Raw genomic sequence first — 20,771 nt, 5'->3', positions numbered from 1 at the left:
GGGAGCTGAGGCCAGGGACCCGAGGCGCTGTCAGCTCGGGGTGGTCCGGGGGCGGCGAGCCCAGGTGGGCGCCTTCTCGGGCCGGGGGCCGACGCCGATGATGAACGCGGGGATGACGGTCAGTCCGGGCAGGCGACGGAGGAGGCGGATCAGCTGGCGCGGCGGCGTGACACCCGCACCGCTGAGCGCGGGCATGATGAGCCGGGCGTGGATGAAGCGCTGCAGCGCCTGAATCAGGACCGTGGGCGGCGTCCGCCGGCGCTGCACCCGCGCGAGCACGCGCTCGCCGTCGCGAGCCGACACGCGGAACGTGCCGCGACGCAGCGGGTTCGCGAGGATGCGGGCCGTGGCGACGGCATCCTGCACGGCGAGGTTGATGCCGACGCCGCCGACGGGCGACATCGCGTGTGCGGCGTCGCCGATGCAGAGCACACCGGGCGCGTGCCAGCGGCGCAGGCGATCGAGGCGTACGTCGAGGTGCTTGACGTCGTCCATGGATGCGATGCCGCCGACGTCTCCGGCGAGTTCGGGGAGGAGCTGCGCGGTGTCGGCCCGGAATACGTCGACTCCTCGGCGACGGACGGCGGCGTCGGTGCCCTTGTGCCCCAGGGCCGCGACCTGCACGTAGCCCTTGCGGGGGATCGCGATGGCGACGCGACCCTTGCCGATGCGAGGCAGCAGGGACTCGCCGAGCGGCTTCGCGGTGTTCACGCGGTACCACCAGACATCGAAGCCGACCCGGAGCTGCCGCGCCGGCAGGCCGACGGACCGACGGACGACCGACCAGCGGCCGTCGCACGCGACCGTGAGGTCGGCGAGGAGCCGGCCGTCACCCTCCGGTGACGAGTACTCCACGCCGACCACACGATCGCCGTTGCGGATGACACCGGTCACCTCGTGTTCGGTGCGCAGGGTGAACGACGGCTCGGCGGCGGCGGCATCCGCGATGAGGTCGAGCAGGTCCCATTGCGGCACCATCGCGATATACGGATGCCGCACCCGCAGGCGCGAGAAGTCGGCCATCTGCATGTCTTGCCCCGCGGGCCCGGGAAGGACGACCCGGCTGATCCGCGAATGGGGCAGCGCGTCGAACCGGTCGAACAGACCGAGGTCGTCGAGCAGGCCGAGCGTGGTCGGATGGACCGTGTCGCCGCGGAAGTCGCGGAGGAAGTCGGCGTGCTTCTCCAGCACCGTGACCCTCACTCCCGCCCGGGCGAGCAGGAGGCCGAGCACGAGGCCGGCGGGGCCACCTCCCACGATGGCGCACGTCGTCCGCGTCGACCCGTCTGCATCGGGATCGGCGGTCATGTCGGCATCCGTCTCAGCACCGGTCGGGTCTCCACCTTCGACGCCTCCTCGAGTCCGCGTGCTCCGCCGAGCACCATCCGCACCCAGGGTACGACCGCCGCGTCCCCGAACGGCTAGCCGCGTTCGACCGGCAGCCAGAGCTCCGTGGTCGCCGTGCTGAAGTCGTCGGCGCGCTCGAGGATGGCCACGATCGAGGGCCCCGGTCGCAGCCGCCACGGGTTGGACGGGAACCAGTCGGCGGCGGTCGCGGCCCAGGTGGACTGCAGGGCCGCCGGGTACGGGCCGGAGGTGCGGAAGACCGCCCAGCTTCCGGCCGGCACCTCTATCACGTCGAGATCGTCGGGCACGGTGGTCCCCTCGCTGACGGCGACGCCGTGCAGATAGGTCAGGTGGCTGCCCTCGGTGTAGTCCGGGTCGACGTCGGCGCTCACCTGCAGCAGACCGGCCGGCTCGGCGTTGCCCAGCGTCTTGAGGCGGAGATGCTCCTCGGCGGGAATCGAGGCTATGTGCGCCTGGATGTGCGGGTTGACGCCCTCGTGGATGAGCGGCACGCGGGCGGCGTGGCCGACGAGCCGGAGGTCGGGGAGGTCGGCGATACGGGTGTCCATAGGTGTGTTCCCTTCTACGGTCAGGCGGAACCTGAGCTGCGGTTGCGTACGAAGGGGACCGCCGTCCCGGCGCACGTCGCCGGGGCCGACGCCGTGCACCGCCCGGAAGGCTCGACCGAATGCCTCGGTGGAGCTGTAGCCGTAGCGGACCGCGATTCCGAGCAGGTCATCGCCGCCGACGACATCGGCCGCCGCGACGGACATGCGCCGTCGCCGGATGTACTCCGACAGGGGCATCCCGGCCAGCGACGAGAACATCCGACGGACGTGGTACTCGGTCGTGCCGAGCCTCGCCGCCAGGCCGGCGATGTCGATGTCGTCGGCGAGGTGGTCCTCGACGTCCTCGACGATGCGGTTGAGAATCGCGATCACGGTTCCTCCTTCGACATCCAGCCTGGCCGTCGGTGGCAATCCGCACCCTACTATCGCGGTCCGATTCGATCGGCGGCGCACCTCGCGATCGATCCACCCGCGCTCGCCGCGGGCTCAGGCGTTTCGTCTCGCTCGCTAGCGCTCGCTCCCTCAACGACCGGGACCTCTCCCTCGGTCGTTGGCGTCGCTCGCTCGACGACGGGGACCTGTCCCTCGGTCGTGCGCGTCGCTCGCTCGACGACGGGGACCTTTCCCTCGGTCGTGGGCGTCGTTCGCTCGACGACCGGGACCTGTCCCTCGGTCGTGGGCGTCGCTCGCTCGACGACGGGGACCTTTACCTCGGTCGTGGGCGTCGTTCGCTCGACGACCGGGACCTTTACCTCGGTCGTTGAGCGAGCGAGGAACGAGCGAGACGAAACGTCCTGCACCCCTGCGGGGAAGGGCGGCTCGTCGAGGCGCGTCAGGGCATCAGCACCAGGGTGTCGGTGGCGGCGGCGTCGACCGCTTTCGACGAGAACGCCCACGGCGTCAGCTCGGCCTTCTGCCATGACTCGACCTGGTCGGTGTAGTTCGTGTGGAAGGCGTGGCCGCTCTGGCCGGTGAGCTGGTTCCAGCGCGAGTCGTCGAAGTCCGAGAGGTCGACGATCATGCGCATCGACGGCACGGTGACGGTCTCGAAGCCCTGCCCGAGGTCCCAGCCGGTCGCGTTGACCACTGACGAGCCGCCGCCGACCGGGAAGGGTCCGCGGTTGAAGAGCCATTCGATCGGCGCGATGCCCGACTCGCCGAAGCTCTCGTTGGTCAGGGGCAGCGCGTGCAGCGAGCCCCAGTTCCATCGCGAGTGGTTGTCTCCCTGCTCGTCGACGAGCCGCTCGTACGCGTCGATCGCCGAGCGCTTGAGCATGTCGGCCATGCCCGATACACCCAGTTCCTCGTTGGTCCACCACGGCGATGCGTCGTCCTCGAGCAGCGCGTCCACGACGAGGAACAGCCGGCCCTGGCCGCTCAGCGGCGCCGGGTTCTCGCGTCCGTCGACGAAGATGTTCTCGACCAGGGTGTCCCACAGCACGTTCGCGTAGGCGGCGGCTGCCGAGTCGGCGCTGTTCTGGGCATCCCATTCCTGCAGCAGGTCGAGGGCGGCATCCGTCTCGTCGTCGCCGGTCGTGATCTCGGAGTAGGCCGCCGTCAGACGCATGCCGATGAAGGAATAGTTGTCGGCCTGGATGGCGTTCAGGTCGTCGGCCGTGACCGGCCCCTTCGCGATCGCACGCTGGATCAGCTCGTCGATGCGTGCGGCGCGCCAGCCGTAGTCCCAGTCGGTCGTGAGGCCGTACCGGTAGTCGGCGGCGACGATCGCGTTGTTGGCCGTGACGATGTAGCCCTCGGTGGGGTTGTACGACACCGGGAGCTCTTCGAACGGGATGAAGCCTTGCCACGCGTACGTCGAGTCCCAGCCGGGCTGCGGCATCGAGCCGTCGCCCGCACCGCGGATCGGCAGCTTTCCGGGCGTCTGGTACCCGATGTTGCCGTCCACGTCGGCGTAGATGAGGTTCTGCGCGGGCACGTCGAACAGGGCGGCAGCGCCGCGGAAGTCGTCGAAGTCCTGCGCGGTGTTGAGCGCGAAGATGGCGGATGCCGTCGTCCCGGGCTCCAGGGCGGTCCAGCGCAGGCTCACCGCATAGTCGCCCGCCGGTGCATCGGTCGGAGCGACGACCGTGCCGCCGGTGCCGATGTAGGGGTTCTCGGCGATGGCGGTGAAGTCGTCGGTGAGGCCTGAGACGATCGGGCCGTTCGCCGTGGAGCGCACCTCGAGCTCGACATCCTCGCCACCGGCGACCTTGAACGTCTCGGTGTGCGTCTCGAGCGGCACGAGCGCGCCGTCGTACCAGTACGAGTCGCCGTCGACCTTCTCGAGGTAGAGGTCGGTGACGTCGGTGGTCAGGTTCGTGAAGCCCCAGGCGATGCGCGCGTTGTGGCCGATGACGACGCCCGGCAGGCCCGAGAAGCCGAAGCCGGCGACGTCGAAGGGGCATTCCTCGGTGACTGTCGAGCACTTCAGCTGGATCTGGTGCCAGACGCTCGGGAGCGAGGCGCCGAGGTGCGGGTCGTTCGCGAGGAGCGGCATCCCGGTCTCGGTCACGCTGCCCGACACGACCCACGAGTTCGAGCCGATGCCCTCGCCGGCGTCGCCGACCAGCTCGCTCACCGCGTCGATGACGGTGTCGGCCCGGGTCCACTCGATGGCGGCGGTGGGGGCATCCGTGTCGCCCGAAGCGTCGCCTGCCGTGTCGCCCTCGGGCTCGCCCTCCGTGCCCTCAGCGCCCTCGCCCTCCGCGGGGAGGTCGGGGGCCGTCCCGACGGCGGGCACGGTCGAGATCTTGGGTACGATGACGGGGTTCCGGTCGAAGGGGTACCCCGGATACAGACCGTCGATCTGCGCCTCGGTGAAGCCCGGGGCGAGGACCGCCCGCTCCGTCTCGTTCTCGATGTTGCTGCGGAGGTCCCAGGCCATCGCCTTCAGCCACGCGACCGAGTCGGCGGGGGTCCACGGCTCGATCACGTAGTCCGGGTTCTGCAGACCCAGCACAGCGTACTCGAAGGAAGCGTCGGCGCCCGGGTTCTCGGCGAGGTAGGCGTTCACGCCGTCGGCGTAGGCGTCGTAATAGGCACGCGCGATCGGGTCGAGCGCTTCGACCTCCTGCTCGGCGGTCGCGTGCCAGCCGAGGGTGCGCAGGAACTTGTCGGTCCCGAGCTGCGATTCGCCGAACAGCTCCGACAGACGGCCGCTCGTCACGTGACGGCGGAAGTCCATCTCCCAGAAGCGGTCCTGCGCCTGGACGTATCCCTGCGCGAAGAAGAGGTCGCGCGAAGAGTCCGCGGTGATGGTCGGGATGCCGAGCACATCGCGCTGCACCGTCACCTGTGCATCGAGGCCCGGCACCTTCACCTCGCCGCTGAGCTGCGGGAACGAGCGCTGCGCGGTGAACGCCACGAAGCCGACGGCGATGAGGGCGAGCACGACGATGCCGGCGACGATGCTGAACAGGGTGATGCCGACCGTCCGCCCGACGGATCGACGGGGAGCGGTGTCGTCGACGGCGTAGGGCGATGGCTGGGGCTTCGGCATTGAAGGGCTTTCCGAGCGAGGGTGGGGGGAGAGACGCGGTGCCAGGCACCGCGGGATCGGGTCCCTGCGTTCGGGGGGCACAGGCACCGCTCCGCATGCTAACCCCGACTCGCAGGTTGTGCCGAATCGTGTTCGCTTTTCGGCGCGCGGCCGGCCGCTTGTCGCATCGAGGTGATGCCGGCCTCCGCGGCGTGAGAGCCGAGGGTCAGCCGATGACGCTGGGCTGCAGGTCGCGGAGCGTGCGGAAGTGGGTCATGCGGGTCACTCCGATCGCCGCGACGAGCCCCGCGCCGACGAGCCACGCGAGCAGCACGGCCAGGTCGAGCCAGACCCGGTCGGCGTTGCCGCCGTACATGACCTGCCGCATCGCGTCGACGACGTAGCCCATCGGCAGCACGTGGTGCAGCGCCGCCAGCGGCGCCGGCAGCGTCTGCCAGGGGAACGTGCCGCCCGCGGTCACGAGCTGGAGCACCATCAGCACGAGTCCGAGGAACTGCCCGACCGAGCCCAGCCAGACGTTGAGGGCGAGCACGATGGCCGCGTACGCCGCGCTGGCGAGCACGAGGATGCCGAGCGTCGCCAGCGGATGCGCGAACGAGAAGCCCAGCGCGAGGGCGAGCACGCCGAAGAGCCCGAGCATCTGCAGCCCGCCCAGGAGAGCCGGGGTCGCCCACCCGGCGAGCGTGATGCGGATCGGGGAGTGGAGCGCCGTGACGGCACGCTTGGAGACCGGCTTGACGATGAGGAAGAGCGCGTAGATGCCGATCCACCCCGCGAGGGCGGCGAAGAACGGCGCGAGGCCGGCACCGTAGTTCTGCGCCTGCGTGAGCGACGTCCGCTCGATCTGGACCGGAGCCGCCAGCGTGTCGGCCTGCGCCTGGCGGACGCCGGCGTCGAACGAGGGCAGCTGGGCGGCGCCGTCGGCGAGTCCGTCGCGCAGGCGGGTCGCGCCGTCTTCGAGCTGAGTCAGGCCGCCGTCGAGTGCTGCGGCGCCGCCCTGTACCTGCGCCGCGCCGTCCGCGGCGGTCGCCGTGCCGGTGGCGAGGGTGGCAGTACCCGTGGCGACGGTCGCGGCGCCCGCCGACACCTGCTGGGCGCCGTCGTCGAGACGATCGATCTCCGCCACCGCGCCCTGCACCCGCTCATCGACCGCGGTGAGCCGCGTACCCACGGGGTCGAGCTTGGCGAGCACCTCGTCGATCCGCGTCTGGTCGAGCCCGGCCTCGGTGAGGGCCGTCGAGATGTCGTCGCGCACCTGCGGCAGCGCCGATGCCGCGTCGGCGGAGGCGGTGCCGATCCGATCGGCGATCGCGTCGAGCTGCGCGGTCCCCTCTGCCACCTGGGCGGCGCCGTCGGCCACCTGACCGGCACCCGTCGAGAGCTGCGCGGCGCCGTCGCGCAGCTGCGCGATCCCCTCGGCGAGCTGTGACGCGCCGACGGTGAGCTGTGACGCGCCGTCGCCGGCCTGCGCGAGACCGTCGACCAGCTGCGTGGCGCCGGTGGCGGCATCCGTCAACTGGATGCGGATGGTGTCGAGGGCATCGAGCATCGTGAGACCCGCTTCGGCGACGACCTTCTCGGTGATCGTGGTCTGGATGCGCTCGACCGCCTGCGTGCCGATCGTCGAGGCGAGGTAGTTGTTGGCGTCGCTGGTGTGCAAGACGATGTCGGCGGTGCGTGGCTCGCCGGAGGTGATGGACGCGATGGATGCCGTGAAGTCGGCGGGCAGTTCGATCGCGAAGTCGTAGGCGCCCTCGTCGAGGCCCGCGTCCGCCTCGTCGGCCGTCGCGAGGTGCCAGTCGAACGTGCCGTCCTCGATGAGCTCCTGGGCGACCTCGTCGCCGAGGTTGCGGTCTGTGCCGTTGAGCGGGGCGCCGGTGTCGGCGACGACGAGCGCGACCGGCACCTGGTCGAGCTGGCCGTACGGGTCGCGGTTCGCCCAGAGGTACAGGCCGCCGTAGAGGATCGGCACCACCATCAGCGCGATGAGGGCGATGAGCGACATGCGCGTCGAGGTCAGCCGCCGGAGCTCGGCGAGGATCATCTGCGGGACCTTCATGCCGCGACGACCTTCGTGCGAGTAGTGAGGCGGCGCAGTCGCGGACGACCGTTCACCGGGGTTGTCGGGTGCCGGGGCTTTCCTGTCGTTGAGCGAGGGAGCGCCAGCGACCGAGACGAAACGCCCTGAATGTGCGGGACGGTCCGAGGCGTTTCGTCTCTGCGTTTCGGCTCGCAAGGTCGCTCAACGACCGCGTTCTTCGCTCGCTCAACGACCGGGGGGAGAAACACCGGGGCTGGAGCGACCGGGGAAGCAACGACGGACTGCGAGGCCTGGCCGGCGATCACGAGCACGGCGAGGTCGCGGGCGGCGAAGTCCTCGGCGATCGCCCACCACGCGGCGGGCTCGCCGCCGTGGCGGTCGGGTGAGACGAGCACGAAGCCTTCGACGCCCTTGCGCAGCACGGCGAGCTCGCAGAGCGCGCGCACGCGGTCGGCGGGCTCGACGTTCGAGACGGGGAGGGATGCCGCATCTCCGAGTCCCTGCTCCTCCAGCCAGCGCCGCACGGCGAGAGGGTCCGAGCGGCGGCCCGCGAACATGAGCTCCTCTGCGGCCACGCCGGCGAGCGTGACGTTCGGCTCGGGCTCCGAGATCCCGGGGGCGTCGACCAGGGCGACCCGGCGGCGGAGGGCCGAGGAGTCCGTCCGCCCGTCGACGGCGACGCGTCCGGTGTCGGGCCGCATGCGCCCCGAGGCGATGAGCCCGAGCACCGTGGGCCGCTGCTCGGTCTCGGCAGCGACCAGGGCGGCGCGGCCGGACTCGAAGACGGCGGACGTCAGCGGCAGTGCGTGCTCGCGACGGCCTTTGCCGACCGCGTCGAGTTCGACCTTCACGCGCCCGGAGCCTCGGGGGTCGCCGCGGTGGCGGGGACCAGCACGTCGGGGTGGGCCTCGAGCAGCGCCGCCGCCTCGCGCCAAGAGAGGCCGGCGATGCTGAGCACCGACCGCACCGCGAGGTCGCGGGCGGCGGGGGACGAGGCATCCATCCGGGTGATCACGGTGCGCGCGGTCTCTTCGACGAGCCGCGCGAGCGTCGGGGCGGCGACGTCGGTACGCAGCACCTCGGCCTCCTGGCCCTCGCGGACCATGCGCACCACCGTGCGGCGCAGCGGGGCCAGAGCGGTCGCCGTCTCTTCGAGGTGGGCCTCGTCGAGGGCGATCGCCGCGAGCACCTGGACGTGCGACGCCTCGGTCCAGAGGGCCGCGGCCAGCCGTGCCAGTGCCACGCGCGGGTCTGCGTCGTCGACCGTCGCGGCAATGGCGTTGAACCGCTGCGCACCCTGCGTCACGAGCTCGCGGACCAGTGCGTCGCGGTCGTCGAAGTGCCCGTACAGCGCTCGCCGCGACAGTCCCGCCTGCCGGGCGATCGCGTCGACCGACGCACGCGGGTCGTGGGCGAGAGCGACGAGTGCCGCAGCCAGGATGCCGGCGCGGTTCTCCAGGGCGTCGCGCCGCGGCCGGCGCGCGGCATCGATCCGTGAATCCATGCCTATAGGTTAGATATCTTGCACAGAGCTGTGCAAGTTATCAAACAAACGCACGGCCAAGGTCCAGGTATCGCAGCTTTTCGAGGCCTGGAACCGGCGATGTCCGGACCGCGGACCGGGCGGAAGCGTCGTCGCGTGCGGGAAGGCTGGACCGACCGCATACCGCGGGTTCGGGTGCTCTGCGGTCCAGGTATCGCGGCTTTTCAACGCGCGAAACCGGCGATGTCCGGACGCAGGGGTCCCCGCAACCCCTGTCTGCTGTGGTCGCCGGAGAGAACGGGCCGCTCAGGTGCGCGGTTCAGTCCGTGCCGGAGTCGAACGCGGATGCCTCGTTCGCGGCATCCGTCGCCTCTGCGAGCTCTTCCTGCTCGGCGCTGAAACCCTCGGCGCGCTCGGTGATCTCGCCCGCCTCACCCTGCGTGAGGTGGCCGACGAGCTCGCCGGTCGTGCCGCCGATGATGCCGGCCGCGGCGTAGTGCTCGAGGCGCACGCGCGAGTCGGCGATGTCGAGGTTGCGCATGGTGAGCTGGCCGATGCGGTCGGTGGGGCCGAACGCGGCGTCTCCGACGCGCTCCATCGACAGCTTGTCGGGGTGGTACGACAGGCGCGGGGCGGAGGTGTCGAGGATGGTGTAGTCCTCGCCGCGGCGCAGGCGCAGGGTCACCGTGCCGGTGATCGTCGATCCCACCCACTTCTGGATGGACTCGCGCAGCATGAGCGACTGCGGCTCGAGCCAGCGACCCTCGTACATCAGGCGGCCGAGGCGGCGGCCCTGCTCGTGGTAGGTCGCGAGGGTGTCCTCGTTCAGGATGCCGTTGACCAGGCGCTCGTACGCGGTGAAGAGCAGCGCCATGCCGGGGGCCTCGTAGATGCCGCGCGACTTGGCCTCGATGATGCGGTTCTCGATCTGGTCGCTCATGCCGAGGCCGTGGCGGCCGCCGATGCGGTTCGCCTCGAACACGAGCGCGACCGGGTCGGGGTACTCGACGCCGTTCAGCGCGACCGGCCGGCCGGCCTCGAAGGTGACCGTGACGTCCTCGGTCTCGATCTCGACCGACGGGTCCCAGAACCGCACGCCCATGATGGGCTCGACGATCTCGAGCGACACGTTCAGGTGCTCGAGGGTCTTGGCCTCGTGCGTGGCGCCCCAGATGTTCGCGTCGGTCGAATACGCCTTCTCGGCGGAGTCGCGGTAGGGGAACCCGTGCTCGACGAGCCACTCGCTCATCTCCTGGCGGCCGCCGAGCTCGGTCACGAAGTCGGCGTCGAGCCACGGCTTGTAGATGCGCAGGGCGGGGTTGGCCAGCAGGCCGTAGCGGTAGAACCGCTCGATGTCGTTGCCCTTGTAGGTGGAGCCGTCGCCCCAGATGTCGACGCCGTCCTCCTTCATGGCGCGCACGAGCAGGGTACCGGTGACGGCACGGCCGATCGGCGTCGTGTTGAAGTAGGTGCGCCCGCCGGAGCGGATGTGGAACGCGCCGCACGCGAGGGCGCCGAAGCCCTCCTCGACGAGCGCGGGCTTGCAGTCGACCAGACGCGCGACCTCTGCGCCGTACTCGAGTGCGCGGCTGGGGATCGCGTCGATGTCGTCTTCGTCGGGCTGACCGAGGTCACCGGTGTAGGTGCAGGGGATCGCCCCCTTGTCGCGCATCCACGCGACCGCGACGGAGGTGTCAAGGCCCCCTGAGAAGGCGATGCCGACGCGCTCGCCGACGGGCAGGGACTGAAGGACCTTCGACATGGTCCCTAAGTCTAGTTTGGGATGCGGCGCAGCCCCGGCTCGGCATTCTCCTGTCACACCGGTACCACCAGCAACACTGGCGGGCCGGCTTCGCGCCTGGCTAGGCTGACCACGAGCAATGTCTCGGGCGCGCATTTTCGCAGCACGACCGGGGATTCGATCAGCGGCACCGGACCGGGGGGTCACGTGTTCTCGAAAGCGCGGTCACGCATCGCAGCTGCCATCGCGGTTCTGGCGGTCGCCACGGCGACGCTGGTGGCACCGGCGGCTGCGGCCGCGCCCATCCTGCCCGATCCGGAGCCCACCGCCATCACGGCGGCGGCGACGCTCGACAAGACCGCCTCGGTGACCGAGGTCGGGCCGGGCGAGACGTTCACCTACACGCTGACTGTCGGCTGCTCGGCCATCACCGACCTCGGCTGTCGTGGCGCCGTGGTCAACGACGTCGTGCCCGCACCGTTCGTCGTGGTCGATGCCGTCGTGGGCGCGGGCGACAACACCGCGGCAGAGCCCGCCATCGACGGCAACTCGGTCACCGTCACGTGGGCGACACCCCTCGGCGACGGCACGGTCGGCATCCTCGACTCCACGACCGGCATCATCGAGATCACCGCGCAGCTGCCGGCGGACGCATCCGCCGACGTCGACGGCGTGCCCGTCGTCAACGATGCCACGATCGAGGGCGTCAACTTCGTGGATCAGGATGCCGAGGTCGAGGTGACTCCGGTCATTCCGCTGGAGCTCGCCACGACGGCCAGCAAGTCGTTCGCCCCCACCGAGGCGATCGCGACGCCCGGAACGCCGGTGTCGGCGGCGCTCGGCGCCACGAACACGTCGAACGCCACCGTGGACTCGCTGTCGATCCAGGATCCCGTCGATCCGGATGCCGTCCCCAACCCCTTCGACTCGCTCGCCTTCGCCGGGTTCGGCACGGTGACGCCGCCGTCCGGTGCCGACCCGGCACTCACCACCTACGAGGTGTACGTCGGCGGCGCGTGGATCCCCGCACCCGGCGGGACCCTGCCCGCCGACATCACGCCCGACGAGGTGAAGGGCACCCGCGTCACCTTCAACGGAGCCATCCCCGAGGGCGCCACCGGGTCTGTCCCCCTGAACCTGACGGTGACGGATGCCGCGGCAGCCGAGCCTGACGGCACCACGGTCGCCAACGGCGTGGTATCAACCGTCGCTGTCGGCGACCAGACCGCGACCGCAACGGCGGGTGCGGACTTCACCCTGCGCCAGAACGCCGTGGCCGTCGGGGCGAGCAAGTCGTTCGATCCCACCCTCGTCGTCGCCGGGGAGTCCACCGCGGTGACCATCGGCGGACGCAACACCTCCGCGATTCCCATCGACACGCTCACGATCACCGAGCCCGAGGCCGGCTCCTTCCCGGCGGCGTACGCGTTCGGCGGGTTCACCGGTCCGGTGGACTGGCCGGCGGGTGCGACCTCCGGCGAAGTCGTCTACACGCTCGAGGGCGGCGGGACCGAGACGGTCGCATTCGCGGACGGCACGACGCCGGCGCTTCCCGCCGGCGTCGATGCCGCCGACGTCGCGTCGTTGCAGCTCGTCTTCACCGGAGAGATCGTCCCGGGCGGCGAGACCTCGGTCCCGTTCACCGTCGACACCGACCCCGACCTGGGAGGGCTTCCGCTCACGGTGACGAATGTCGTCGGTGTCGCCGGAGAGAACGACGGAGCGACAGCCGCCGCCGAGGCGCCCGCCGACCTCTACATCTACGACGAGGTGATCGAGCCCTACATCTCGAAGCAGATCCGCCCGACGCCGATCCTCGCCGTACCCGGCGAGGTCGTGACGGTCACTCTCAACGGCGGGCTCACCGAGCGGCCCTCTCCGCCCGACGACCCCACAGGCACCACCGGACGCGCTCAGCAGGTCGTGATCCAGGATCCCGAGGACCCGGTCGAGGGAGACCCCTGGTGGAATGCGTTCGACCTCACCGCGATCACGCAGACCGCGGTGCCCGGGGACTCCACGCTGACCGTCGAGTACTACGACACGACGACCGGGACGTGGGAGATCCTCGCGGGACCGATCGACGGCCCCACCATCTACTCGGAGCAGGTGCCTGCCGACATCAGCGAGGTCGCCGGCGGAGTGCGGTTCGTCTACGACTACACCGGTGACGCGGGCGGGTTCGCCCCCGGCACGGACTTCTCACCCAACTTCACGTCGTCCCTGCGGGCGGACGGACGCTACGAAGCGGGTCCGCCGTACGACGACGAGACGAACACGCTCATCCCCAACTGCGCGCAGACCTCCGCCTCGAGCGCCAACCCCGCAGTGCCGGACGGCCAGGCGGTCCTTCCGCCCGACGACTGCCCCGTGCTCGAGCTGATCCCGCCGGACCCGGGCAACGCCGACCTCATCGACAAGTCGTTCGGCACCTCGAGCTCGGGCGGCATCAAGTCGGTCATCGCTCGTTCGGGCGACACGATCCCGTCGACGCTGACCTGGTCGACCGGCGGCTACTCGAACCTCGAGCATGTCGACATCATGGATTCAGCCGATCCGCCGCGCACGCTCGTGGTCGACAGTGTGTACGACGCATTCGACCTCGTCCGCGTCCAGCCGATCACTCCCGCCACCGATCCGCTCATCGCATACGACGCCGTGCGCAGCGTCGAGTTGTGGACCGGGACGACATGGGTGGATGCCGCGAACGACCCCTGCCCCAGCGCCTGCGTCGGACAGTTCCCAGGCGTGACTCTGACGGCGGCCGAGAGGGCGGCAGCCATCGGGGTTCGACTGATCTTCGAGGAGAGCCCCGACCGAGCCGCGGCATCCGTCGGCGACCCGACCGCGCCACCGGTCGGGTCGGGAGTCGCCCGGAGTTTCACGAACGATCGCCCTGTCACCCTCACCTGGCAGGTCCGCGACACTCGACGGTCGGATGGAACACCGGTTCTCGGTGACGAGCTGTACAACATGCCGACTCCAGGTGTTGTCCGCAACACTGCGAGCGCTACGGGCTATCCGTTCGACAGCGGTTCCCTCACCGCCAGCGACGAAGACGACGTCGTCATCGTCGATGTGCCGCTGACGACGACCACCGACAAGAACTGGGCGGGTGGACCGATCGCGGCGCCGACCGACCCCACCATCCCGGCCAGTCAGTTCCCGCTCAGCCGGGTCACCGTGACGACACGCAACACGACTCCCGCCAAGGTCGACATGCTGCAGATCACCGACCTGGCGCCCGGCACGCCGACGCCGCCCCAGACGAATCCGTTCGAGGCATTCACGCTCAACAGCTTCGCGCGCATCGACGTGCCGACAGGTGCGACCGCCACACTCGTCACCCTGTCGTGCTTCGACGGAGCACCGGTCGAGCTCACCCGTGACGAGGCGCTCGCACTGACCCCGGCGACCGTGCCGTGCGAGGTGTCGGGGGTCCAGGTGACGTACACCGGGCGCATCGCGTCCAATGCCGCCGGCGTCGTCGCGTTCGATCTCCGGCTGCGGCCGTATTGGCGCGGCACCACGGAGCGGGTCTCGCCGGCGAACTCGCCGATCGCGAACACCGCCGAGGGTGTCGTCGCGGACGTCGATCCATTCACGACCTGCCCGCCCCCCGAGGGAGCGCGCTGGGCCTGCGACGACGGCGCGGCATCCATCGCGATCGAGGAACCCACGTTCTCGGTGAGGGCAGGCAAGACGATCGCGCCCCCGCAGCAGAAAGAGGACGACTTCTCACCGGTCACGGTGACGCTCTCGGGCCAGCCCGCCGGCTCGACGCGCGCCTACACGATGACGATGAACGACGACGATCCGACCTTCTGGAACGCCATGGACTTCGTCGGCCCCGATCCCGGGTGGCAGCTTCCGCCGCCCGTCGCGAAGGTCCAGGTCTGCTACCTCGACGGCGGCGACTTCACCGACGCGAACGTGATCACCGGAGACGTCGGCGGAACCTGGACGTGCATGCCGCGTCTGGGGGATCTCTCAGTCGCGGCGGCCAAGACGTTCCTCGAGAACGCGCCGAGCACGCTGCACGGCCTGAGCTTCCAGTTCTGGTCCGCCGCCGAGCTCGGGTGGCTGAACCCTGTCAACCCGATCATCAACGTCCCGTTCTTCGTCGAGCGGCGAGCCGACCTGCGCACCGGTGAGCCGACGCCCACGACCCGCAGCGACCAGATTCCGGCGCCCGGCGAGGAGGATGCCGGCGTCTTCGTCGACACGATCACCGTCTCGGGCCTGTCCGCGTTCATCGCGCCCGGTGTGCGGCTCGACGACGAACAGACGGCCGAGGCCGAGTATCGGAACGTCCACCTCCAGGCATCGGTCAGCGTGGCGAAGTCGCCGACCGGCGATGTGCGGCCCGGCGTCGAGATCCCGTTCACCCTCGCGTACACGAACACCGGCGAGCGGGCGCTGACAGACGTCGTCTTCACCGATGATCTGCCACTCACGGCCACGGGTGAGCCGCAGCTCATCTTCGACCCGGACCGCGACCCGAGCGTGCCACCGTGGTCGTTCGCGCTCACCGGCGCCGCACCCACTCCGCCGAACGGAGATCCCCTGCCTGTCGACCCCGAAGAGGTCGACGTGCAGGACCTTGGTACGAGCATCGTCTTCACGATGCCGGAGGGGTCCGTGCTCGAGCCGGGGCAGACCTACACGATCACCTTGCGCATGATGCTGCGGCCGGGGCTCACTCCGAACGATTCCGTCACCAACACCGCGACGATCGACATCGCCGAGCCGCTCGACGAGTGCGTGCCCAGCTATGACCCTGCCACCGGACTCTGCGCCGACACCGCCACGGTGCGCCCGCTCGCGGTTCCGGCGCTCAGCACGGTGAAGTACGTGCGCGCCGACAGCCCTCCGAACCTTCCCGGCATCCCGAACGTCCGCAGTGATGACACCAACTTCGAGTGCGATGGCATGGCCACTGTCGACGGCTTCTATCGGTACCCGTGCGTCCCGATGACGCTGCCGGGAGACACCGAGTCCTGGCGGCTGCGCATCACCAACGCCGGCACGGTGCCGATCACCCAGCTCGTGTCGATCGACAACCTTCCGACGCCGGGCGACCAGGGACTCATCGTCACGATCCCGCGCGGCAGCCAGTGGGAGCCGACCTATGTGGGCAACCCGTTGCTGCTCGTCGGGCCGACGACACCCTCCAACGCGCAGATCACCCTGTACTACTCGACGTCCTCGACGCCGTGCACCGCCGATCTCAATCCTCTCGGCACGCCCTGCGCGCCGGGGGCGTGGCTGCCGCTCGACGACACCGTCGATCCGGCGATCGTGCGGAGCCTGAAGATCACCGTGGGCTTCCCCGGTGAGGAGAAGTTCGAGCCCGGCGACTCGCTGACGCTGCAGTTCCAGACCCGCACGACACCGAACGCGGTCGTCGACGCGGACCAGCCGACCGCCTACAACACCATCGCGACCGGTGGCGCCGCCCTCAGCGGCCAGACGAGCGTGCTGGTGCCGGCAACCGAGGGCCGTCGCGTCGGCGTCGCATATCCCACGGGATCGATCGCGCTGGAGAAGATCGTGTCGGGTCCGGCATCCGACTTCGCACCGGACTCGTTCCCGGTGCAGCTCACATGCACCATCGACGGCGTGCCCGTCGAAGGGCTGGCCGAGGTCGACTTGGTGCCCGGGGCGGAGCCCGTCGTCTTCGACGGGCTGCCTCTCGGAGCGGAGTGCACGGCGACCGAGGGGCAGTGGGGCCAGACCGAGCAGGACATCGGCACCGCAACGGTCGCCCTCGACACCGAGGAGATCGGCCTCGTGACCGTTGAGAACGTGTACGACGTCGCCAGTCTGGTCGTCCGCAAGGCGGTCGACACGGACGCCGTCGACAGCGGTGGCGATCCGGTGCCCTACGGCCCCTTCGCCTTCGAGGCGACGTGTGAACTGAATGGCCAGCCGGCATACGCCGACGGGTACGGGCCGGATGACCCGATGATGGCCGAGCTCACCCCCCAGCAGTCGTGGGCGTTGGGCGGGCTTCCCGTGAACGCTACGTGCACCATCGAAGAGACGGACGACCTGGATGCCGCGGGCACCACGATGCGGGTGACCGTCGGCGGCGAGCCCGCAGAGCCCGTCGAGGGCACGTCGGTCGATGTCGTGATCCAGCAGGACACCGCCGTCGAGGTTCTTGCGACGAACTCCTTCGGCGTCGGCTCGTTCCACGTCGTGAAGCAGCGTGTCGGCGATGCGGCAGACGACTTCGGCGCCGGCCCGTTCGAGTTCGCCGTCGTCTGCACGCTCGACACGGGCAGCGGCAGTCGCATCGTCTGGGCGGGCTTCCTCACCCTCGATGAGGGCAACGGCTACGAGGGCCGGGTCGACGACGTCGCCGCAGGCGCGGACTGCTCCATCCGTGAGAGTGACGACGCGGGCGCCACATCCGTCGAGATCACGCCGTCGGCGTTCACCGTCGCCTCGGGAGAGACCGTGGAGATCGCGGCCGTCAACACGTTCGGCGCCGGCGCGCTGACGGTCACGAAAGTGATCGACGGCGAGGGAGCGGAGCTGTGGGGCGCGGGACCCTTCACCGTCGTGCTGGACTGCCTCGACGAGTCGGGCGAACCCGTCGCCATCCCGGGCGGCGCCGAGCAGACGCTCAACGAGGAGAACGACTACGCGTACACCTATGAATCGCTGCTGGTCGGTCTCGAGTGCACGCTGACCGAGACCGACGCCGGCGGTGCCCACGCGTCGACGATCACGGATGCCGAGGGCGAGCCCGTCGAGACGATCGAGATCGTCGAGGCCGACACCGAGGTCAACGTCACGAACACGTTCGACGTCGGGCAGATCGAGGTCGTCAAGACCGTTTCGGGCGGTGACGCCGCCCTCCACCGGGGCGACACGTTCGAAGTCACCGCCACGTGCGTGTGGAACGGCGCCGACATCCAGGTGCCCGGTGGCGCGCTGCGGGAGCTCACTACGGCGGGCCCTGTCGTCTACGAGGATCTGCCGGTGGGTGCGGAGTGCGCGGTGCTCGAGACCGGGAACGGCGGAGCGGATGCCGTCACCTACACACCCGCGGATCCGGATGCCGCGAACCAGGCCCTCGTCACCGTCGGCGCTGACGAAGTGGCATCCCTCGCCATCGACAACCGGTTCGACACCGCGCTGCCGGCGACGGGAGCGGACGGGGCTCGTATGGCGGGTCTCGGTGCGATCGGCATCCTGGCGGTCCTCGCGGGCGCGCTCGCGACGGTGGTGGTGCGCCGCCGCAACCGCACGGTGTGACGTCGATGGGCGGGGGCATCATGCCCCCGCCCACATGTGCGGCGGCTGTTGCCGCGGCTCCGCCGCTCGTTCAGGCCGGCAGTGCTCCCCGGGTCGCCGGTGCGCCGTGGCGCGTCACCCGCCGCTCACGGTAGCGGCCGATCACGATGATCGCGGTGCCGATCGCCAGGAAGCCCGCCAGGATCGCGCCGATGTAGAGCAGTGCCGACGGGTATCCGCCTGCACCGTGCGGGTCGAGGAACGGGTACGGGTACCACCACGCCGTGGTCCCGTCGGGATTGCCGACGCGCTCGCCGCGGACCATCGTGTACGCCGTCCACCCGAGCGGGTAGCCCACCAGCACGGCGAGGGACCACCACGGCAGTCCGCGCCGGTGCGGTGCCAGCAGCAGGTCGAGCACGAAGTAGATCGGCAGCACGACGTGCAGCACCTCAGCGGCGTAGCTGTCGAGCATCCCTATGCCGACCGAGTCGCCGAGGGCGACCGGAGCCGGCAGGCCTCGCAGCAGCGCGTTGTAGACGAGGCCGAGCAGCAGCACCGGCCCCGTGACGGCGGCCAGGGCGAGCGCGATGCCGAGCGGCTCGCGCTCCGTGCCCGTGTGCCGCATCCCCCATGATGCGGCGACGAGCAGCGTGAGGACAGCGAGCAGAGTCGACACGATCGTGAACAGACTGAAATAGTTCGCGAGCACCTCGTCGAGTCCGTGCCCCTGACGCGCCGCGCGATCCACGTTGACGATGAATCCGGCGACGACCCCGGAGAACCCGGTGATCGCCGCGACGATTCGAAACCATGACCAATGCATGTTCCCCCCTTTCTCGACACCACGCGGATGCGTGTCGTCTTCCCCGAGCACAGATGTACTCCTGCCGATACCGTCGCGGCGGAAACATGTGTGCCGGCAGGGGAGGGAAAGCCCCTGCAAACTCGGGCTCGTTGTGCGGAATCTACAACGTGTCCACCGTTCGGGGGACAGAACTCACAAACGGCCGTTCGTGGCCGTTTCGCGTCAGTCCGACAGGGCGGAGGAGGGGACCCATGCCGCCGCCGGCGCTGCGGCCGGGGCATCCGTGTCCGTCGCGCCGGACCGGCGGCCCCACCACAGGACGAAGGCTCCCACGGCGACGATCGCGACCGCGATGCCGATGACGTAGACGAGCACAGAGGGCCACCCGCCCGGGTTGTTCGGGTTCAGGAAGGGGTACGGATACCAGAAGGGATCGCCCGACACCGGGTTGGTGATGAGGGGTCCGCGGATCATCGTGTAGGCGACCCAGAGGATCGGGAAGGCGACCACCGCCCACAGGCTCCGCCAGGGCAGCGCGCGGCGCAGGGGGCCGACGAAGACGTCCGCCAGGAGGAACAGCGGGCCGATGAGATGCAGCACCTCGTTCGACCACGGGATGGGTTCGCTTCCCTGCGGCAGTGTGATGCCGCGCAGCAAGGCGTTGTAGACGATGCCGGTGATGATCATGTAGGTGCTCACACAGGCGAGCGCGAGGGCCAGAACGGGGGGTTCCGCGACCGCCTTGCGTCCGCGGGTGAAGTACCAGACCGCCGCCCAGATCAGCACGATCGCCGCCAGGGCGTTCGAGAGGATCGTGAAGAAGCTGAAGAAGTTGACGACCGTCGTGGTGACGTCGCGGCCGAGCTCGGTCGCGGTGCCGATCGACTTCGCCATCTGCGCCGTGATGGCCGTGACGGTGACAGCTGCCATCGCCAGTCGCAGCACCGTCCACACCGTCGCCCATGCCCGAGAACGCGTCATGGCCACACCATAGCGATCCGCGTGTGTGGTGTCGCGGCGCGGTGCGACCCGGCGTGGCGCGGGACTCGTCGCCGCGTGCTGCGTCCCGCTCGCACCCAGAGGCTGATCAGCTGCCGAAGCGATCAACCTGCATCCGCAGGGCGGCGGTGGCGGCATCCTCATCCCAGATGCGCGGCTGAGCGCCCTCGAGCACGCGGGCGAGGGGCACCCAGCCGACCCAGCGCAGGGGCTCCCAGCCCGGCGCGGGTGGCAGCGCCTCGAGGTCGCGGTAGTCGTCGACGCGCACTCGATCCCAGGCGTGGACCACGCGGTGGTCGCCGAGACTCAGGCCGACGTGGCCCCAGTCGCGGCGATCACCGAAGAGCTCGCCGACGCCCTCGTAGAACACCAGTGCGTGGGTAGGGGGCGCACCGGTGTTCGCCGGCGCGCCGTACAGCTGCGCCGATTCGGCCGCGTGGTCGCCGCCGAAGATCTCGAGGTCGTTCGAGCGCTCGATCGCGTCCTCGACGAACGCGAGGCAACGGGTCGCGTACGCGGTCGAGCCCGCGTGCGCGAGAGCCCAGGTCACGGCGTTCGCGCCGCACGTATTCACATCGAAGCTCATATCGACAGCAGGTTAGCGACACACGGACCGTCTCTGCGCTCCGCCGGCATCGGACACAGGAGGTCGCGCCGTCGGATTCGCGAGGAAGCCGCGCGAATGTCGCATCGTCGGACGTGTCAATCGGTGAGATGCACGTGTCGTGCGATCAGAAGGACGTGTCGTGCGGTGAGATGCACGTGTCGTGCAGTCAGAAGGGGGCGCCGACGCTTTCGGTGGAGCGGAACACGGGAACTGCGCGTTCCGGCTCGACCAGGTAGCGACGACCGGAGGGTGATGTCCAGAGGATCGCGCCGCCGGAGCCGGCGACTTGTCGGATGCTCCAGTCGGTGTGGTGCCGCACGGTGTGATGGCCTTCGCACAGCGGCCCGAGGTTCGTGAGTTCGGTGTGTCCGCCGAGCGCCCAGTCGACGTTGTGGTCGATATCGCACCGGGAGGCCGGCATCCCGCAGC

At 70.0% G+C, this 20,771-nt stretch carries 13 protein-coding genes; 1 reads left to right on the top strand and 12 read right to left on the bottom strand.

The window, feature by feature from the left end; genetic code table 11:
• Nucleotides 1-30: 30 nt before the first annotated feature.
• The 8 genes from B1729_RS12185 to argG form a co-directional block, all read right to left on the bottom strand.
• On the bottom strand, nt 31-1,308 hold the full coding sequence (locus B1729_RS12185) for an FAD-dependent oxidoreductase (RefSeq protein ID WP_163632953.1): 1,278 nt from the start codon (nt 1,306-1,308) through the stop codon (nt 31-33).
• 113 nt (nt 1,309-1,421) lie between these two features.
• A complete protein-coding gene (locus B1729_RS12180; RefSeq protein ID WP_163616354.1) occupies nt 1,422-2,288 on the bottom strand; it encodes an AraC family transcriptional regulator in 867 nt (288 codons plus the stop codon).
• A 50-nt stretch (nt 2,289-2,338) separates the two neighbouring features.
• A complete protein-coding gene (locus tag B1729_RS12175) occupies nt 2,339-2,812 on the bottom strand; it encodes a hypothetical protein (RefSeq protein WP_204318911.1) in 474 nt (157 codons plus the stop codon).
• Entirely contained in the window at nt 2,749-5,415 is a 2,667-nt protein-coding gene (locus B1729_RS12170; protein ID WP_163632949.1) for a penicillin acylase family protein, read from the bottom strand. The genes B1729_RS12175 and B1729_RS12170 overlap by 64 nt, the downstream gene beginning before the upstream one ends.
• 205 nt (nt 5,416-5,620) lie before the next feature.
• Nucleotides 5,621-7,474, bottom strand: a complete 1,854-nt coding sequence (locus B1729_RS12165; RefSeq protein ID WP_163616358.1) for a YhgE/Pip domain-containing protein — start codon at nt 7,472-7,474, stop codon at nt 5,621-5,623.
• On the bottom strand, nt 7,471-8,307 hold the full coding sequence (locus tag B1729_RS12160) for a hypothetical protein (RefSeq protein ID WP_239539616.1): 837 nt from the start codon (nt 8,305-8,307) through the stop codon (nt 7,471-7,473). The genes B1729_RS12165 and B1729_RS12160 overlap by 4 nt, the downstream gene beginning before the upstream one ends.
• Entirely contained in the window at nt 8,304-8,960 is a 657-nt protein-coding gene (locus B1729_RS12155; protein WP_163616359.1) for a helix-turn-helix domain-containing protein, read from the bottom strand. Before B1729_RS12155 ends, B1729_RS12160 begins: the two co-directional genes overlap by 4 nt.
• Nucleotides 8,961-9,258: 298 nt before the next feature.
• Nucleotides 9,259-10,701 carry an argininosuccinate synthase gene (gene argG / locus B1729_RS12150; protein ID WP_163632947.1) on the bottom strand — a complete coding sequence of 481 codons (1,443 nt, stop codon included), beginning with the start codon at nt 10,699-10,701 and terminating at the stop codon, nt 9,259-9,261.
• Nucleotides 10,702-10,887: 186 nt separating this feature from the next.
• Between argG and B1729_RS12145 the strand changes: the two genes are divergently transcribed.
• Nucleotides 10,888-17,949, top strand: a complete 7,062-nt coding sequence (locus B1729_RS12145; RefSeq protein ID WP_163632945.1) for a DUF5979 domain-containing protein — start codon at nt 10,888-10,890, stop codon at nt 17,947-17,949.
• Between the two features lie 70 nt (nt 17,950-18,019).
• Here the strand turns inward: B1729_RS12145 and B1729_RS12140 are convergent, their stop codons facing one another.
• From B1729_RS12140 to B1729_RS12125, 4 genes are all read right to left on the bottom strand, one after another.
• Nucleotides 18,020-18,754, bottom strand: coding sequence for a Pr6Pr family membrane protein (locus B1729_RS12140; protein WP_163616366.1), 735 nt, complete (start codon nt 18,752-18,754; stop codon nt 18,020-18,022).
• 204 nt (nt 18,755-18,958) lie between these two features.
• Complete coding sequence (locus B1729_RS12135) at nt 18,959-19,717, bottom strand: Pr6Pr family membrane protein (RefSeq protein WP_239539615.1); 759 nt, start codon at nt 19,715-19,717, stop codon at nt 18,959-18,961.
• A 106-nt stretch (nt 19,718-19,823) separates the two neighbouring features.
• Nucleotides 19,824-20,321: a hypothetical protein gene (locus tag B1729_RS12130; RefSeq protein WP_163632943.1), complete on the bottom strand. Its 498-nt coding sequence runs from the start codon at nt 20,319-20,321 to the stop codon at nt 19,824-19,826.
• Nucleotides 20,322-20,508: 187 nt separating this feature from the next.
• Nucleotides 20,509-20,771, bottom strand: a 263-nt coding sequence (locus B1729_RS12125; protein ID WP_163632940.1) for an HNH endonuclease signature motif containing protein, incomplete at its 5' end; no start/stop codon positions are given.

It is taken from the genome of Microbacterium sp. B35-04 (genome assembly GCF_010634885.1).
Classification (GTDB): Bacteria; Actinomycetota; Actinomycetes; order Actinomycetales; family Microbacteriaceae; genus Microbacterium.
This window is presented reverse-complemented; position numbering and strand designations above follow the sequence as displayed.

Bases quoted from the DNA above. Each gene is read 5' to 3' on its own strand.
- B1729_RS12165 (WP_163616358.1), bottom strand. From the start codon at position 7,474: ATGAAGGTCCCGCAGATGATCCTCGCCGAGCTCCGGCGGCTGACCTCG.
- B1729_RS12185 (WP_163632953.1), bottom strand. From the start codon at position 1,308: ATGACCGCCGATCCCGATGCAGACGGGTCGACGCGGACGACGTGCGCC.
- B1729_RS12155 (WP_163616359.1), bottom strand. From the start codon at position 8,960: ATGGATTCACGGATCGATGCCGCGCGCCGGCCGCGGCGCGACGCCCTG.
- B1729_RS12170 (WP_163632949.1), bottom strand. From the start codon at position 5,415: ATGCCGAAGCCCCAGCCATCGCCCTACGCCGTCGACGACACCGCTCCC.
- B1729_RS12135 (WP_239539615.1), bottom strand. From the start codon at position 19,717: ATGACGCGTTCTCGGGCATGGGCGACGGTGTGGACGGTGCTGCGACTG.
- B1729_RS12130 (WP_163632943.1), bottom strand. From the start codon at position 20,321: ATGAGCTTCGATGTGAATACGTGCGGCGCGAACGCCGTGACCTGGGCT.
- B1729_RS12140 (WP_163616366.1), bottom strand. From the start codon at position 18,754: ATGCATTGGTCATGGTTTCGAATCGTCGCGGCGATCACCGGGTTCTCC.
- argG (WP_163632947.1), bottom strand. From the start codon at position 10,701: ATGTCGAAGGTCCTTCAGTCCCTGCCCGTCGGCGAGCGCGTCGGCATC.